Genomic DNA, 16,741 nt, shown 5'->3' with positions numbered 1-16,741 from the left:
ATCAATTGGCTTTTGTGTTTTTGTTATTTCTTTTTCTTCACACGGCCTAATCCCATTGCTTTTTTAGCTTTGGCAACCATCTTATTAGCATGTAAAGATGCTTTTTCGGCACCTTCATCTAAAATGGTATCCAACTCCTCGGATTGAAGCAATTCCTCGTACCGTTCCTGAATAGGCTGCAACAGAGCGATCACTGCATCCGCGACACCCTGTTTGAAATCTCCATATCCCTTTCCAGCATATGCTTCTTCCAATTCGGCAATGCTTTTACCTGAGCAGATAGCATGTATCGTTAGCAAGTTCGACACACCTGGCTTGTTTTCTTTATCAAACTTCACAATACCTTCCGAATCCGTTACTGCACTTTTGATTTTCTTCTCTATTTTCTTGGGTGTATCCAGCATAGAGATGAAACCTTTTTCGTTCGAGTCGGATTTACTCATTTTCTTCGTCGGCTCTTGTAGTGACATAATCCTTGCTCCAACTTTAGGAATGCGAACTTCTGGGACAGTAAAGATATCATTAAAACGATTGTTAAAGCGTTGAGCCAGATTTCTAGTCAGCTCTAAATGTTGTTTTTGGTCATCGCCAACAGGGACGATATCGGTGTTGTACAGCAGTATATCTGCTGCCATTAAGGAAGGATAGGTGAGTAGTCCAGATGAGACAGCTTCTTTTCCAGTAGACTTATCCTTAAATTGGGTCATACGCTCTAGTTCACCCATGTAACTGATAGATTGTAGCATCCATCCGAGCTGTGTATGGGCAGGGACCTCGGATTGGACAAACAGTGTAGCTTTATTGTGATCAATCCCAGAAGCTAAATATAATGCTGCTAGAGAGCGAATATTATTCCGCAATGTTAATCGTTCCTGAGGTACGGTTATAGCATGCTCATCCACAATACAGAAATAACAGTGATGATCCTCTTGAAGTTGAACAAACTGCTGAATCGCTCCTAGATAGTTACCTAATGTTAACGTACCACTTGGCTGAATGCCGGAAAAAATAGTTTTCATGGTTCTATCTCCTTTGAAAAAAGTCATTAAAAAAAGCCCATTAATCCCTCTGAAATAGGGACGAATGAACCGCGGTGCCACCCTTATTATTCTGCATATGCAGAATCACTTTAACTGTTAGTTAGCTCGAAAGTCCAATTCCAATTCACCTTGATGCTTGTTTCCACCAGCCACAAGCTCTCTAAAAGTCAGAGGGTGATTGTACTACGCCTTTGTCATAGCTATTGATATTGTTTTTTTAATTATATATAGTTTGGTGTTGGAATGCAAGAAGGGAACTTCATAAAAGCTCTTCATCAATTCTATGTAAAGAATATTTTTTAAGATATTTTTCCGATCTTTTAGTAGAGCATAAACGGAAATCGCATTTATAAAGAAGGTTTATAGACATTTTAAATTAATTGTCTTTCTTAATTTTATAGGGAAAGTTCCTCTTTTAGGCATTATGCATATGATACATGGGATAATAATTAAGGAGTGAGAAATATGTATTATTCACCTTACATGTACCCGAATTACAATGTAAATGTTCCAATGCCATATAATCGCCAACAACCTGTATATTGGGGTCACCCACAAGCAACGAATATGGAGAGTTTTTATCAGCCAATGCAATTAGAAGATAGGGCGGAAAATATGGGATTTACAGATCAAGGGAAACAGCCATTTGTAATAAATATAGAGGAAGCTGCAGAAAGGAACCGCACCTTCCGCACAGCAATTTGGACCGGAAATCATTTGCAAGTTACATTAATGAGTATTGGTGTTGGGGAAGACATTGGTTTGGAAGTACATCCAGATGTCGATCAATTTCTACGGATTGAAGAAGGACATGGATTTGTTCAAATAGGAGACACAAAAACTAATTTGAACTTTGAAAAAAGAGTTTCTGAGAATAGTGCTATCATGGTTCCTGCTGGTAAGTGGCATAATTTAACGAATACTGGAAATAAGCCGCTAAAGTTATATACCATTTATGCGCCTCCAGAACATCCATTTGGAACGGTTCATCAAACGAAAGCTGACGCTACAGCCGCGGAAGAAGGAAATAATTCGGCCAGTCCAAATTATTTTGGTAGAACACCAGATGAATGGGTACAGCACACAGAGTTTTTAGTGAGAGAGGGATTAGAGGACGTTAAGAGAGGGATAAATGCTACACATATTCTTCAAGAATTTATTCTTATGGGTGTTCTTGTTGGAAAAGGATACTCTCCTGAAAGAGCATATGAAATGGTAGAAGAATGGGAGCGTACAGGAGAATCAAAGCTTCTTCAGCAAAGTAAAAATATGTAAACCGTAGATTATGCAATGAAAACCGGGCAATTTTAATTTCTGAAGTTAATATCATGTTAGTTGAACCCCTCAAATTTGTTGAGGGGTTCTGCTGTTTAACTTGTGATACTTGTTCTTTTTCACTATTTCCTACATTGGTTCTTGCCAATCGAGCCCACCCACGCAGTTAGCATTTAGAACCATACCTTTTTAAAACTGGATAGATAGGGATTTGATATTACAGCTAAACAATCTTTCTGTTCCAAAAACGATGATGACCAATAGCGTATATAAACGCTTCTGGGAAATTGCTAATTTCATCTGCTACAACAACACCAGGTTTGCCGTCAAAATGGTTGACTGTTAAATACTGTATTCCTTCGTGGGAAGCGCCGATTGGTTTATAATGTGAGAATGCTTCATCAATAAAGTATACAGCATCTTTATTAAATCTCTTGCTCGTCTGACTACCATTTACAATATATACTGAATCATACATGACGGACTTTGCTGTTTGAAAAGTGTGATCAGCTTTTAAAATAACGTCGTTTGTTCCCAACACATTACCTTGATTTTCGCTGATTATTTCCACAGTCAAGTCTGCATCCTTTAATTGTTTTAATACATATTTTACTTCAGGACCATTAAACCCCTTCGCCAGTATGACTGCAACTTTTCTGGTGTCTGGCTTAAATATTGTATTTTGCTGACTTAACGCCGGAGAGGTAGCAGTTACGTCAGATCCTTCCGAAGTTGGAGGATTCACTCCAATTCTTTTTGCGATTGTGACTGCAAGCTCTAGATTTACATTTGCGAACATATTGACGGACTGCTGTTTCACCGATTCACTTTTCACTTTCCCAAGTTCAAAGCTAAAAGCATCGGTAATATGCATTTTCTCTACTGGTGTCATGCTATTCCAAAATAATGTGGCCTGTGAGAAATGGTCAGTAAAACTACTACTTCTTGCTCGGATTTTTCGACCTTCCACTTTTTCTTGATAATGTTCATATCCTCCTTCTGAAGGGCTAACTGGGCCAGGTGTATTTCCTGCAAGCGAATTTCTATGATAGCTAACTTTTCCCACATTAATAGTTTGCCTACGGTATCCTTCCCGTTGGTTATTATGAAAAGGTACAACGGGTCTGTTAATCGGAATTTCATGAAAGTTCGGACCGCCGAGTCGGATGAGCTGCGTATCAGTATATGAAAATAATCTCCCCTGGAGGAGCGGATCGTTCGTAAAGTCAATTCCAGGAACTACATTTCCTGGATGGAAGGCAACCTGTTCTGTTTCTGCAAAGAAGTTATCGACATTTTTATTTAATGTCATTTTTCCAATGATTTTTACTGGAATAATTTCTTCTGGCCAAATCTTCGTAGCATCCAAGATATCAAATTCCATATTAAGTTCATCTTCTTCATTAATAATTTGCACACCTAATTCAAATTCAGGATATTTACCGTTATTAATAGCATTCCATAAATCATTACGATGGAAATCTGGATCAATTCCAGTCAATTTATGAGACTCGTCCCAGAGCAACGAGTGCACTCCAAGCTTTGGCTTCCAATGAAACTTAACAAAGTAGGCTTTCCCTTGCGCATTGACAAGGCGGAAAGTGTGTACACCGAATCCTTCCATCATACGGAAACTTCTTGGGATAGCACGGTCGGACATAATCCACATAATCATATGAGCACTTTCCTGGTTGTTAGCAACAAAATCCCAAAAAGTATCGTGTGCAGTGGAAGCTTGGGGTATGTCATTATCAGGCTCGGGTTTGAAGGCGTGGACGAGATCAGGGAATTTAATGGCATCTTGAATGAAAAACACCGGAATATTATTGGCGACCAGATCATAATTACCTTCTTCGGTGAAAAATTTGGTGGCAAACCCTCTTGCATCCCGAACCGTATCAGCAGACCCTCGTGACCCATTTACCGTAGAAAAACGTACAAACACAGGCGTCTTAATCGAAGTGTTTTGTAAAAACTTTGCTCTTGTATATTTGCTCATGTTTTCATATAATTCAAAATCCCCATGCGCGGCAAAGCCCCGTGCATGAACAACTCTTTCTGGAATGCGCTCATGGTCAAAGTGGGTGAGTTTTTCCCTAAAGTGAAAATCTTCCATTAAGGTTGGCCCGCGGTCTCCTGCTTTTAAAGAAAATTCATCTTCAGACATCTTTAACCCTTGATTTGTAGTCAGTGCTTTCCCTTGATCCGTTACCTTGTAATCATCAAGTTGGTCCTTTTTCTTATTCTTGTCTAGATTTCGCTCATTGGTCATAAAATCCCTCCTACAGAGTAAAGATATGAACCATTTCCTTGATTATTCCAGTTGAGGTTAAGAGTTAAGATGAATGTATAGTAATAACAAAAATATCTTATAGATGTCTAATACCGTTATTACAAAATAAACTATTAGGCATTGAAATGGATATGTGAGTTATTTAAATCAAAATCTTAATTGCAGTAATCACTTATCAGTGTAAGTTATCACTTAAAATAAAAATGATTGACAAAATACCTATGCGGGTATAATATGAGGACAGGATATCACAAAAGAAACCTTAAGATCCTTTTATTAATTTCCATATAAAGGATCTCTTTTATCAAACATGCCCTATTATAATGACCTACAATTATCTTTTGGTTAAAGGGAGTTATGTTAGGTTCGATGTCTAATAGAAATCAAAAGAGGAAGGAGTGAAAACAAATGGAATATGATACAAAAGTTAAAAACAGAATGAAGCGTATTGAAGGACAGGTTAGAGGACTATTAAAAATGATTGAAGAAGAAAAGGACTGTCGTGATGTTGTGACGCAAATGACAGCAGTAAGAAGTGCTTTAGACCGTACAGCTGCATTAATTGTTAGCACAAATCTTGAGCAATGTATCCGTGAGGAAAAGGATAAAGGAGAAAGTTCAGAAGATCTGATCAAAGAGGCTGTCAATTTACTAGTAAGAAGCCGATAACTTGTTAGGATTGACAAATTATTTCTAAGTCTTTAACCTAAAAATAGGGTTATGGTTATATAACTCTATTTTTTTTAAACAATACATATACCCCTACGTGTATATGTATATAAAAAAGGAGAGAAGGATATGTCAGATAAAAAGAAAACAACAATCGTATTATTTAGTGGTGATTATGATAAAGCAATGGCAGCTTATATAATTGCTAATGGCGCTGCTGCGTATGATCATGAGGTTACTATTTTTCATACTTTCTGGGGACTGAACGCACTTCGTAAAGAAAACCAAATTCCATTAAAGAAAGGATTTTTGGAGAAGATGTTCGGTAAAATGATGCCGAGAGGTGCTGATAAAATGGGGCTTTCTAAAATGAACTACTTAGGAATGGGCCCTAAAATGATTAAGCACGTAATGAAGAAACACAATGCTATGACATTACCTCAATTAGTGGAAATGGCACAGGAACAAAATGTGAAAATGATTGCTTGTACAATGACAATGGATTTACTTGGTTTGCAACAGGAAGAATTGTTGGATGGTATTGATTATGCTGGAGTCGCAGCATATATTGGTGATGCTGAACAGGGCAATGTAAATTTATTTATATAATTTTTTTGTAAACAATAATACCCTGGGGTGTATGCGAGGGTATAAAAGAGTAGTTGTAAGAAAGTATAGAACTGAGAAAAATGGAGGGATAAATAGTAATGAAAGAAATCACTGCAAAAGAACTAGCAAAGAAGTTAAAGGAAGAAGAAACATTGAGCATAATCGATGTGAGAGAAGTAGATGAGGTTGCTCAAGGTAAAATTCCTGGCGCTCTTCATATAGCTTTAGGACAAATACCTGAGCGAGTAAATGAAATAGATAAAGATAAACAACATTTTATTGTTTGTCGATCTGGTGGAAGAAGTGGGAAGGCATGTGCATTCTTAAGTGATCAAGGTTATGACGTTACCAATATGGTAGGTGGCATGCTTGATTGGGAAGACGGAGTAGAGAAATAAGAGGAGGAGATTATATGAATATAACTGCAAATGAAATTTTAAATGCAAAAGGTTTGGCATGTCCGATGCCGATTGTTAGAACGAAAAAAGCAATAACTAATTTGGAACCAGGTCAAGTAATAGAAGTACAAGCAACTGACAAAGGATCTACAGCTGATATAAAAGCATGGGCAGATAGTACAGGGCACCAGTATTTGGGAACAGTAGAAGACGGAGAAGTATTGAAGCACTATTTAAGGAAAGCAAGTGAGGAAGAAACAAAAGAAGATACTAAGCACGAAGCTATCATGGATTTGCGCGTACTTCGTAATAAAATAGATGCTGGAGAGTCCCTTGCTATTGTTGATGTCCGCGAACCAGCAGAGTTTGCCTTTGGTCATATACCTGGTGCTAAAAATATACCCCTCGGGGAACTAGAAGAAAGACTTTCAGAGATTGACCAAAATGAAGAACTACACATTATTTGCCGAACAGGAAGTCGAAGTGATTTAGCTGCACAAAAGTTGAAAGCAAACGGCTATAAAAATGTGAAAAACATTGTACCTGGTATGTCTAACTGGGAAGGTCCAACAAACAAAAATAACTAGGAGGGAAATGTATGGCTAAAACAATTTCAACTAAAACTCTAGCGAAAAAAGTAATTAATCATGAGAAAACGTTAATTTTAGATGTACGCAATACAGATGAATTTGATAATTGGAAAATTGAAGGTGGTAAGGTAGAGATCATTAACGAGCCTTACTTCAATCTATTAGATGATGTCGAGCCAGTTTCGAGTAAGTTAGAGAAAGATAAGGAAATAATTGTTGTCTGTGCAAAAGGTGGATCGTCTGAAATGGTGGCGGATTTATTAGAAGAAGCTGGTTTTACAAATGCTTACAGCCTAGAAGGTGGTATGAAAGCATGGAGTGAGCATCTGGAGCCAGTGAAAATTGGTGATTTAACCGATGGTGGTTCGTTGTATCAATTTGTACGTCTAGGAAAAGGCTGTCTATCTTATTTCATTGAATCAAACGGAGAAGCAGCTATCATAGATACAGCACGAATGACAGATGTATATGAAAATTTCGCAGAAAAACAGGGTATTCAAATTAAACATTTGATTGATACACACTTACACGCCGACCATATTTCTGGTGGCCTTAGCCTTGCAAATAAAGTAGATGGAAAGTATCACCTGCCACCCAAAGATGCTACTGAGGTGACGTTTGATTATACACCATTAGAAGAAGGAAATGACATTATTGTAGGAAATACAGCAGTAAAAGTCCATCCAGTATACTCACCAGGTCATACGATTGGTAGTACATCATTTATTATTGATGATACGTATTTATTAACAGGTGATATTCTATTTGTGAAATCAATTGGTCGTCCAGACTTAGCTGGTTTGGCAGAAGACTGGGTAGGTGATCTTCGTAACACACTTTATAACCGCTACAAGGAACTTTCCGATGATTTAGTTGTGCTACCAGCCCACTATTCATTTGCAGAAGAATTAGGAGAAGGTGGGAAAGTGTCAGCTCGATTAGGAGATCTATATAGTAAAAATTCAGGTTTACAGGTTGAGGATGAAGAAGTATTCCGAAAAATGGTAACTGAAAACCTACCACCACAACCGAATGCTTATCAGGATATTCGTCAAACAAACCTGGGGCAAATCACTCCAGAACAAGAAGAACAAAAAGAAATGGAAATAGGACCGAACCGTTGTGCGGTTGAAGGTTAATATAAGGAGGAGAAAAGAATGGAAGTAAATAAAGTATTAGATGCAAAAGGATTAGCATGTCCAATGCCGATTGTAAAAACGAAAAAAACAATGGAAGAACTTAACTCAGGGGAAGTACTAGAGGTTCATGCAACTGATAAAGGGGCCAAAAGTGACCTTACCGCATGGGCAAAATCTGGTGGCCATGAACTATTAAAAGACACTGAGGAAGATAATGTATTAAAATTTTGGATTAAAAAAGCATAGAAGGAGACTCATTAGTATGGGTCCCCTCCTATTAGGAGGGACTGCATTATGGAATATAGTTTGATTTTTATCGTAACTATCTTTCTGATTGGCTTTATCGGTTCCTTTGTTTCAGGAATGGTAGGAATCGGTGGATCAATTATTAAATATCCAATGCTATTATATCTCCCATCCCTGGTTGGTTTGACGGCGTTCACTGCACATGAAGTTGCTGGGATTAGTGCAGTTCAAGTCTTATTTGCAACAATAGGTGGTGTTTGGGCATACCGTAAAGGAGGATATTTAAACAAAACACTAATTATTTATATGGGAATAAGTATTTTACTTGGAAGTTTTATTGGTGGATACGGATCGCAATTCATGACGAATGGCGGAGTAAATCTTGTTTATGGATTGCTAGCGACTATTGCTGCAATTATGATGTTTATGCCGAAAAAGGGAATTGACGATATCCCGCTGGAACAGGTCACCTTTAACAAATGGGTGGCGTCATTTCTAGCCTTTTTAGTCGGTATTGGAGCAGGAATTGTAGGGGCTGCAGGAGCATTTATTTTAGTGCCAATTATGCTTCTGGTATTAAAGATCCCTACAAGAATGACCATTGCAACATCTTTGGCTATAACGTTCATTTCTTCGATAGGCGCGACAACCGGTAAACTAATGACTGGACAAGTAATGTTTATACCTGCCTTGATCATGATTATTGCAAGTTTAATCGCCTCACCTTTAGGGGCGCATTTCGGGAAAAAAGTGAATACGAAAATTTTACAATGGATTTTGGCAATCTTAATTTTTGGTACCGCGATTAAAATTTGGCTAGACATTGTTAGTTAACATAAAACCAATCTCTCATGAGGTTGGTTTTTTTTAAAAGGTGAGAGAGGAATAGAAAATGGGTTGGCTTTATCTTAAGAGCCAATTTGGGGAACATTACACCAAGAAGTTCAAAATAGATAGTACGAAGATACTTTAAATCACGATATAAAATATATAGCCATTTTAAAATTTGTTTATGATAAGAAAAATTCCTAATCAGGTTATTGTATTTCCCATTCAGGGTAATAGTTACCAACCGACTTTTCGACAAATTCTAGTATAATCCTTCCAATTTTAACAGGTAATCCTTTATACTAGATTTAAATATAAAAATGGGAGATTGATAGGATGGGGAAAAAACTACTAACAATGACAACGATGATGACGCTTCTACTGCCAAGTGTGCTCTCCATAGACACTGTAGCTGCAGAAGAGACGGTAAGCTCTCATAAGGAACGGCAAACGAGCATTAAGCCCTTAGCAATTGATAACATGAAGCGATTTACATATGATTCAGGTTACGAATTTGAATACCCTGATGCGGTTCGCGGTCTTTATGTTACAGGAAATTCAGCAGGCGGAAGTCGATTTGAATCTTTAGTGGACATGATTGAAAGCACAGACCTTAATGCAATGGTTATTGATGTAAAAGAAGATAATGGGAATCTTACGTTCAAGCCAGAAGAAGGTTCTCCATATGAAGACATCGCGAAGAATTTCATTGATGATCCTGAAGCAATGATGAAAACCTTAGAAGAGAAAGGGATATACCCTATCGCGAGAGTTGTAGTGTTTAAAGATTCGGTTCTAGCAAAAGAAAGACCTGAACTTTCCTTTAAGGAAAACGGCAAGGTCTGGGTTAACGGAAAAGGGGAAGCATTTGTAAGTCCTTTTCAAAAAGAAGTATGGGAGTATAATGTAGGCATCGCGAAAATGGCTGCAGAGATGGGCTTCCAAGAAATCCAATTTGACTATGTTCGTTTTCCGGAAGGCTTTGAAAGTAGAGATGATGAATTAGAATACTCCATGGGGGATTATGCGGAATCTGATATGAATAATATCAAGAAACGTGTACAAGCAGTGACAGACTTTGTTGCTTATGCAAAGGAAGAAATGTCCAATTATGATGTGGATGTGGCTGTTGATATTTTCGGTTATGCTGCAACGATTGAAGAAGCACCAGGCATTGGGCAAAACTTCTCCAAAATTTCTGACAACGTGGATGTCATCTCCTCTATGATTTATCCTAGCCATTGGACTTCTTATTTTGGTATTGAAGTTCCAGATAAAGAACCGTATAAGCTTGTGAAGGAGTATGCCAAAGTAGAGAATGAAGTACTAGGTGCATTGGAAGAGCCACCAGTATCACGACCATGGATCCAAGATTTTGAAGCGCCATGGCTATACAGCGGTCCAACGAAGCAATATGGCAAAGCAGAGGTTGAGGCACAAATAAAGGCATTACATGAAAGTGGCATTAATGAATTCTTGCTTTGGAATTCTGGTAACAGTTATACAGAAAACGTTGATTATAAAATAGGATATAAAGAATAAGGTTAAGCAGCTCTCTCCCTGACAGAGAGCTGCTTTTCGTATGGCTTAAAAACGAACGGACAAAATATATGTAGACGTACATTTTTTGGTAACGATTTAACAAAAGCAAGATTATTCGTTATACTAGAGAGGACTACTAAAAATAAGGAGTAGATCAATGAATTGGTATGAAAAGTTAAATAAGTATTTTCCGGTAGAAGAGATGAAATCAAAAAAGCATATGGAGATGCTTTTAAAAGAAAAGGGGGATGTCTACTACAAAGACGAAAGCCCCAAGCATGTTTTAATGTATGCAGAGTTTGATTCGTTTCTCTTCATCGATTATCTATGGGTATCTGCAGCAACGCGTGGTCAAGGAATTGGCCATAAGTTAATTGATAAGCTAAAGAAGAAAAACAAGCCGATTATCTTAGAAGTTGAACCTGTAGATTATGAGGATACAGATACAGAAAAGCGTCTGCATTTCTATCATAGGGAAGGCTTTACTCATGCGCAATCAATAGGCTACAACCGTCGTTCATTAGCGACAAATGAGGAAACCCCAATGGAAATATTATTCTGGTCTCCAAACAATGAAACAGAAGAAGTTATTTTTGAGCAGATGAAAAAAATGTATGAAGATATTCATACGTATAAAGATGAAGAAATCTACGGCCGTGCATATCAGCCGGTGGATGAAGTGCTGAGCTACGATGAAGACAATGCCCGGGACGATATTTTAAAAGGCCTAGGTACAACTGAAAAAGCGTAAAGCCTAAATTTATTTAGGTCCAAATAGAATAAAATGAGCAAAGGCCGAACAGCATTCGATTCTCCATAAAGATTCGAATGATTGTTCGGCCTTTGTATTCCTTTTTTCAATACTTTTTTTATCCCGCCTCAACTGGCAGTAAAACCCCCACTTCAAGATTGTGGGAAGCAATTAAGCGTTCTAAGTGGGGGATCAACTGCCAGTAAAGGTCCGATTCGTTCAACTAACAATTGGTGGGGGAGGTAGGGAACCCCCCACCAAATGAAGTTTCACTTTAAGTGCCCACTTTACGTGTAAGCTACAATTCATCTAATCTCTTTTTATGATGATTTTTTTTCCGTACGCCCCACTGATAGATTGTTAAGCCGATCAGCTAAGCCAAGTCCATTCTTTAATGGCAAAGCCTCGTCTGTCAGTAATGTTTCTTTTAATTCATATGCGTTAGAACCGTGTTCTGCAAAATCAAGTCCTGCAATTTCTTCTTCTTCCGATACACGAATAGAAGAGAAGCGGGTAATGATGAAAGTGAATGCTCCTACAGTTAACATAGTCCAGGCAATTACCGCGAGCACTCCAATTAACTGTATTCCTAACTGGGAAAAACCATTGCCATAAAATAGCCCTGTAGAGGTGGAAAAGAGTCCAACCGCAAGCGTCCCCCAAACCCCACAGATCCCATGAACGGTAATTGCGCCAACCGGATCGTCAATTCGTAGCTTCGTATCTAGAAAACGTATCCCTTCTACAAGTACCACTCCGGAAATTAATCCGACTAGAATAGAGCCAGCAAGGGAAATCTCTGCCGTACCTGCAGTGATACCAACTAAGCCAGCGAGTACACCATTTAATGAAAGGGAAGCATCAACACGTTTAAAACGAAATTTTGTATAAGCGGCAGTGGACACTAAAGCTGCAGAAGTGGAAAGAAGTGTTGTGCCGATTACCATTGGAACGAGCGTTGGATCTGCGGCAAGTGTGCTCCCACCATTAAAGCCAAACCACCCAAGCCAAAGTATAAACACACCCAGTGCGCCTAATGGAATGTTGTGACCTGGTATAACATTCACTTTCTTACCTGTATATTTTCCAATACGTGGTCCAAGGAATAATACGACAGTTAATGCACCGACGGCCCCTGTTAAATGCACTACTGTGGATCCAGCAAAATCACTGAAGCCTAGGTTTGTTAACCAACCATCACCTTGCCAGATCCAATGTCCAACAACCGGGTAGATAACGCTTGTCATTGCTATGACAAATAAAATGTAACTTCCAAGCTTCATACGTTCGGCAACAGCCCCGGAAATTATTGTTGCACATGTAGCAACAAACATAGCCTGAAATACGAAGAATCCAATATCATCCACACCGCTTAATAGAAAGCCATCAATACCAATTATAGAACCGGCAGTTGTTCCAAACATAAGCCCATATCCGACCACAAAGAATAATATGGATGCGAGACTTATAGTTAAAAAGTTTTTCATCAGAATATTAAGTGAATTTTTTGCGCGAGTAAACCCTGACTCGACCATTGCAAATCCAGCATGCATGAAAAACACTAAAAATGCTGCAAACATAACCCACACCAGGTCAACTGAAATTTGCAAGGATTCGGTAGTTGGTGCGGCGTAGACCGGTGATGCAACCAAGAATAAGAATAGTGATAATAACAAACTTTTCTTTAACATGATTTGTCCTCCTTTTTAAGATATGAAACTAAATAACAGCTTCGTTGCCACGTTCTCCAGTGCGAATTCGAATTACCTCTTCGACCGATGAAACAAAGATTTTCCCGTCGCCGATATTACCAGTACTGCAGGTCTCGAGAATAATGGATACAATTTCGTCAAGCTGATTGTCCTCTACAATCATTTCTACCTTGATTTTCGGTAGTAATTGTATTTGGAAAGTAGTTCCTCTAAACACACCAGTTTGCCCTTTTTGTTTTCCGGTTCCAGCAGCTTCTGTAACGGTCAATCCGCCAATCCCAATAGAAGATAATGCATTACGCAAAGGTTGGAACTTTTCAGGGCGGATAATTGTTTCGATCTTCTTCATCCTTAACACACCCTTTCTTTTATTGGTGTTAGGAAACCTAACACACTAAGTTATGTTAATTATCATAAAAGGAAACAAGACAAATTGCAAGTACTTTTCCATAAATTTTTTGAATATTTAAAAGTAATCGTTTACACAGTTTATAAGCGAATTGAGAATTTTTTCATGTAAGTGGTTTATTTGAAAATGTTTTGGGGTACCTTACAAGTAACGAATTAAAAACATTTCATGAACATTTTATAAAAAAACCCTAATTTCTCGTATACCCTCTACCTTTCGCTTGACAAATGTAGTATAATTTACATAAAGGGTTAATTAAACTTATTTTAATTTAATAAGTTGTTCAATGTTATGAAATGAATTCAACCCACTTTAGAATGAGGAGTGAAGTTTTATATGGTAACACTTTATACCTCACCAAGTTGTACATCTTGCAGAAAAGCAAAAGCATGGTTAGAAGAACATGATATCCCGTTTACGGAACGTAACATATTTTCCGAGCCATTATCATTGGATGAAATAAAGGAAATTTTACGTATGACGGAAGATGGAACTGATGAGATCATATCAACACGGTCAAAAGTCTTTCAAAAACTGGACGTTAATATTGATCAATTACCAATGAAGGATCTGTTTAATTTGATCCAGAAAAACCCTGGGTTATTGAGAAGACCAATAATCTTAGATGAAAAGCGTCTGCAGGTTGGGTATAACGAAGATGAGATTCGCAGATTCTTACCAAGAACAGTGCGTACATTCCAGTTACGTGAAGCGCAACGTATGGTAAACTAATCGTAAAATAAAAATGAATAATAAAAACGCGGTTCATTTTAAATGATCCGCGTTTTTCATGGTGTGCAGGTTTTTTGGTGCAATTTTGAAAACGTTGTAATATTGTCAAAAAATTCATCGTGACAAATGAAGGGAAATAGTTTAGAATATGTTACTAACTATTTCTAATATATAGGCATATTAATTTCCAAATACTTATGTAGTATCATACAATGAGAGTAGGAAATAATCCTTCCATATAAGGGGAATATGCTAATTAACTAATGGTTAGAGACAGGCTGTTTTTGGGTAATAGAAATACAGGGTTTATTTATATAGATTAAGGTGAAGCTATCTCTTCCACCTATAAACTATGACCAGAAGGGAGAGAACTATCGATGGAAATAGAAAGAATTAATGAGAATACGGTGAAATTTTATATTTCTTATATGGACATTGAAGACCGTGGTTTCGAGAGAGAAGAAATTTGGTATAACCGTGAGCGCAGTGAACAGCTCTTTTGGCAAATGATGGATGAGGTAAACTATAAAGAAGGTTTCAATGTGGAAGGTCCATTATGGATTCAAGTCCAAGCATTGGAAAAAGGTCTAGAAATTATCGTAACGAATGCGAATATATCCAAAAATGGTGAAAGCATTCAGCTTTCTGAAGAAGAAGGCAATACTTCCGGTTTCTCAGTAAATAAAAACATTGAAAACATGCTTGAAGAAAAGTTCGGTAAAACGAATGAACTAGACGACGAAACAACTGAAGAAGAAGGCAATGAAGAGCTAGAAGCAGCTAACCTATGGATTATCGTCAAATTCAAGGACTTTGAAGATGTTATACAACTAAGTCACTATTTTGAGAACTTTGAAGGAAGTGCTGAAGAAACGCTTTATCACTTTGATAATGCCTACTATCTCTATCTTGAATTCTCACAAGATTTATTAGATGAGAATGCGCAGGAGGATATTATCAGTCAGGTATTCGAATTTGGAAAGGATTCGGAACTAACAATCCATCTCCTTGAAGAATATGGTAAGAGAATATTTGAAGAAAATACGTTTGAGCAAGTACGTCAGTATTTCCCGGCCAAAGCATAGACACTCTATAATTGGAGTGTCTTTTTTTGTTACATACTTTTCTTAGCGTCCTTATGGCAGGAGTGAATATCTCTATTATTAAAGAAGGAATTACTCCATTAATGTCGAATGAAGGATGGTGAGGAGGTGATTTATCGGATGCTTCAGGCTAAATCAAGTGGGGGTGAGCTCATCACACTTGCTACCCTGACACCTGCTGAGCTTAAGCAACTTAAGTTGGAGAAGCAGACATTTACTTGTCCTGCATGTGGAAACAGGGTAATCCCAAAGGCCGGTACTAAATTGATACCACATTTTGCTCACCATCATGCCGATGCCTGTCTTACTTCAGTGAATGGAGAAAGCGCCTATCATGAACAGGGGAAACTTCTGCTATATCAGTGGTTGAAGGCTCAACAACTACAAGTGAAACTAGAAGCCTATTTACCAGAAATTCAGCAACGCCCAGATATATTATTAACGGTCAACAAAAAAACGATTGCGATTGAATATCAATGTGCTCGAATCCCGCCAGAAGTTATCATTAAACGTAATAACGGCTATAAACGAGCAGGAATTACTCCGATTTGGATTATGGGGGAGCAGCTACTAAAGCGAAAATCAACAAACGGTTTTAAACTGGACTCCTTCCTACAGCTATTTATACACCAATTTACTTCCGCGACCCCACCGAATATTTACTTCTTTTGCCCACATACAACTCAACTTATAAACTTTATGGATATTTATAGTGTAGGTAACGGCCTTGCTTTTGGAGTAATTCAAATTCGTACGCTTCAGGCTATTCAGTTTCCTGAACTATTTCATTTTCGTAACTTCGAGAGACAAACACTGTGGAGGATATGGAAAAGAGAGAAAGCGCGTTTCAGGATAAGACCAATAAAGCAGTTCGGTACAGAGTTAAAATGGCACAAATGGCTCTATGAAAAAGGTCTACATCGTGATTTTCTACCCACTATTGTCCACATTCCAGTGCCATCTCAGCATTTTATGAAGCAGCCCCTTTGGGAATGGCAAAGTAAGCTCGTGATCGAAATACTATCTCCTTTGCCGCTCGGTGGAACAATTTCTCTTAACAGACTCAATGCTGTGCTAAGACAAGTCCAACATCCTCAATGTATCTTTCCGCTCATTAAATACTTCACAAATCCCGTTACAGAGTATATGCAGCTCCTTTGTCAGCTCGGATACTTTCGCGAAACAACTCCTAACCAATACCAGAAGCTCAGCCCCATATCCTTTTTTTCCACTGTCGAAGACGCTATCAAGGCGGATAATGAATTGACTCTAAAGTTCTTAAGGAAAGTTTGGTAAAATAATTTCGGGACCCTAAGCAAAATACGAGCATTATTCCGCTTGAATTCGATATACTAATTATAGTGGGTTTATAATCAGAGCTCCTATATTGATTTGTAGAACTAGT

At 38.0% G+C, this 16,741-nt stretch carries 17 protein-coding genes and 1 other annotated feature; of the genes, 13 read left to right on the top strand and 4 right to left on the bottom strand.

What is annotated here, in order from left to right:
- Positions 1-23: 23 nt before the first annotated feature.
- On the bottom strand, positions 24-1,019 hold the full coding sequence (gene trpS / locus BN988_RS05475) for a tryptophan--tRNA ligase (RefSeq protein WP_036573916.1): 996 nt from the start codon (positions 1,017-1,019) through the stop codon (positions 24-26).
- Positions 1,020-1,072: 53 nt separating this feature from the next.
- Positions 1,073-1,247 (bottom strand) — a binding site (T-box leader).
- Between the two features lie 258 nt (positions 1,248-1,505).
- On the opposite strand from trpS, the gene BN988_RS05470 reads away from it, so the two are divergent.
- Complete coding sequence (locus BN988_RS05470) at positions 1,506-2,315, top strand: cupin domain-containing protein (RefSeq protein ID WP_036573914.1); 810 nt, start codon at positions 1,506-1,508, stop codon at positions 2,313-2,315.
- Positions 2,316-2,538: 223 nt separating this feature from the next.
- Here BN988_RS05470 and BN988_RS05465 read toward each other — a convergent pair whose 3' ends face one another.
- A complete protein-coding gene (locus BN988_RS05465; RefSeq protein WP_036573910.1) occupies positions 2,539-4,587 on the bottom strand; it encodes a catalase in 2,049 nt (682 codons plus the stop codon).
- Between the two features lie 429 nt (positions 4,588-5,016).
- Between BN988_RS05465 and BN988_RS05460 the strand changes: the two genes are divergently transcribed.
- From BN988_RS05460 to BN988_RS05420, 9 genes are all read left to right on the top strand, one after another.
- Positions 5,017-5,277, top strand: coding sequence for a metal-sensitive transcriptional regulator (locus BN988_RS05460; protein ID WP_036573907.1), 261 nt, complete (start codon positions 5,017-5,019; stop codon positions 5,275-5,277).
- A 129-nt stretch (positions 5,278-5,406) separates the two neighbouring features.
- Positions 5,407-5,886: a DsrE/DsrF/DrsH-like family protein gene (locus BN988_RS05455; protein WP_036573905.1), complete on the top strand. Its 480-nt coding sequence runs from the start codon at positions 5,407-5,409 to the stop codon at positions 5,884-5,886.
- A gap of 98 nt (positions 5,887-5,984) precedes the next feature.
- Positions 5,985-6,284 carry a rhodanese-like domain-containing protein gene (locus BN988_RS05450; RefSeq protein WP_036573903.1) on the top strand — a complete coding sequence of 100 codons (300 nt, stop codon included), beginning with the start codon at positions 5,985-5,987 and terminating at the stop codon, positions 6,282-6,284.
- 14 nt (positions 6,285-6,298) lie between these two features.
- Positions 6,299-6,871 carry a sulfurtransferase TusA family protein gene (locus BN988_RS05445; RefSeq protein WP_036573902.1) on the top strand — a complete coding sequence of 191 codons (573 nt, stop codon included), beginning with the start codon at positions 6,299-6,301 and terminating at the stop codon, positions 6,869-6,871.
- Positions 6,872-6,882: 11 nt separating this feature from the next.
- Positions 6,883-8,013: an MBL fold metallo-hydrolase gene (locus BN988_RS05440; protein WP_036573900.1), complete on the top strand. Its 1,131-nt coding sequence runs from the start codon at positions 6,883-6,885 to the stop codon at positions 8,011-8,013.
- An 18-nt stretch (positions 8,014-8,031) separates the two neighbouring features.
- Positions 8,032-8,259, top strand: a complete 228-nt coding sequence (locus tag BN988_RS05435; protein ID WP_036573898.1) for a sulfurtransferase TusA family protein — start codon at positions 8,032-8,034, stop codon at positions 8,257-8,259.
- A gap of 48 nt (positions 8,260-8,307) precedes the next feature.
- Entirely contained in the window at positions 8,308-9,093 is a 786-nt protein-coding gene (locus tag BN988_RS05430) for a sulfite exporter TauE/SafE family protein (protein WP_036573895.1), read from the top strand.
- Positions 9,094-9,423: 330 nt separating this feature from the next.
- Positions 9,424-10,629 carry a putative glycoside hydrolase gene (locus BN988_RS05425; protein WP_036573893.1) on the top strand — a complete coding sequence of 402 codons (1,206 nt, stop codon included), beginning with the start codon at positions 9,424-9,426 and terminating at the stop codon, positions 10,627-10,629.
- Between the two features lie 157 nt (positions 10,630-10,786).
- The gene (locus BN988_RS05420; RefSeq protein WP_036573890.1) at positions 10,787-11,380 is read left to right on the top strand and encodes a GNAT family N-acetyltransferase; all 594 of its coding nucleotides are present in this window, start codon (positions 10,787-10,789) and stop codon (positions 11,378-11,380) included.
- 320 nt (positions 11,381-11,700) lie between these two features.
- On the opposite strand, the gene BN988_RS05415 is transcribed toward BN988_RS05420, so the two are convergent.
- Positions 11,701-13,071 (bottom strand): ammonium transporter, encoded by a 1,371-nt coding sequence (locus BN988_RS05415; RefSeq protein ID WP_036573888.1) that lies wholly within the window; start codon positions 13,069-13,071, stop codon positions 11,701-11,703.
- A 28-nt stretch (positions 13,072-13,099) separates the two neighbouring features.
- Positions 13,100-13,441, bottom strand: a complete 342-nt coding sequence (locus BN988_RS05410) for a P-II family nitrogen regulator (RefSeq protein WP_036573887.1) — start codon at positions 13,439-13,441, stop codon at positions 13,100-13,102.
- 396 nt (positions 13,442-13,837) lie between these two features.
- On the opposite strand from BN988_RS05410, the gene spxA reads away from it, so the two are divergent.
- The 3 genes from spxA to BN988_RS18300 all read left to right on the top strand — a co-directional run bounded on the left by spxA (position 13,838) and on the right by BN988_RS18300 (position 16,632).
- Complete coding sequence (spxA, locus tag BN988_RS05405; protein ID WP_036573885.1) at positions 13,838-14,233, top strand: transcriptional regulator SpxA; 396 nt, start codon at positions 13,838-13,840, stop codon at positions 14,231-14,233.
- 377 nt (positions 14,234-14,610) lie between these two features.
- Positions 14,611-15,318: an adaptor protein MecA gene (gene mecA / locus BN988_RS05400; RefSeq protein WP_036573883.1), complete on the top strand. Its 708-nt coding sequence runs from the start codon at positions 14,611-14,613 to the stop codon at positions 15,316-15,318.
- A 138-nt stretch (positions 15,319-15,456) separates the two neighbouring features.
- Positions 15,457-16,632 (top strand): competence protein CoiA, encoded by a 1,176-nt coding sequence (locus tag BN988_RS18300; RefSeq protein ID WP_051557689.1) that lies wholly within the window; start codon positions 15,457-15,459, stop codon positions 16,630-16,632.
- The last annotated feature ends 109 nt before the right edge of the window (positions 16,633-16,741 follow it).

The organism is Oceanobacillus picturae (assembly GCF_000612865.1).
GTDB classification, from domain to species: Bacteria; Bacillota; Bacilli; order Bacillales; family Amphibacillaceae; genus Oceanobacillus_B; species Oceanobacillus_B jordanicus.
This window is presented reverse-complemented; position numbering and strand designations above follow the sequence as displayed.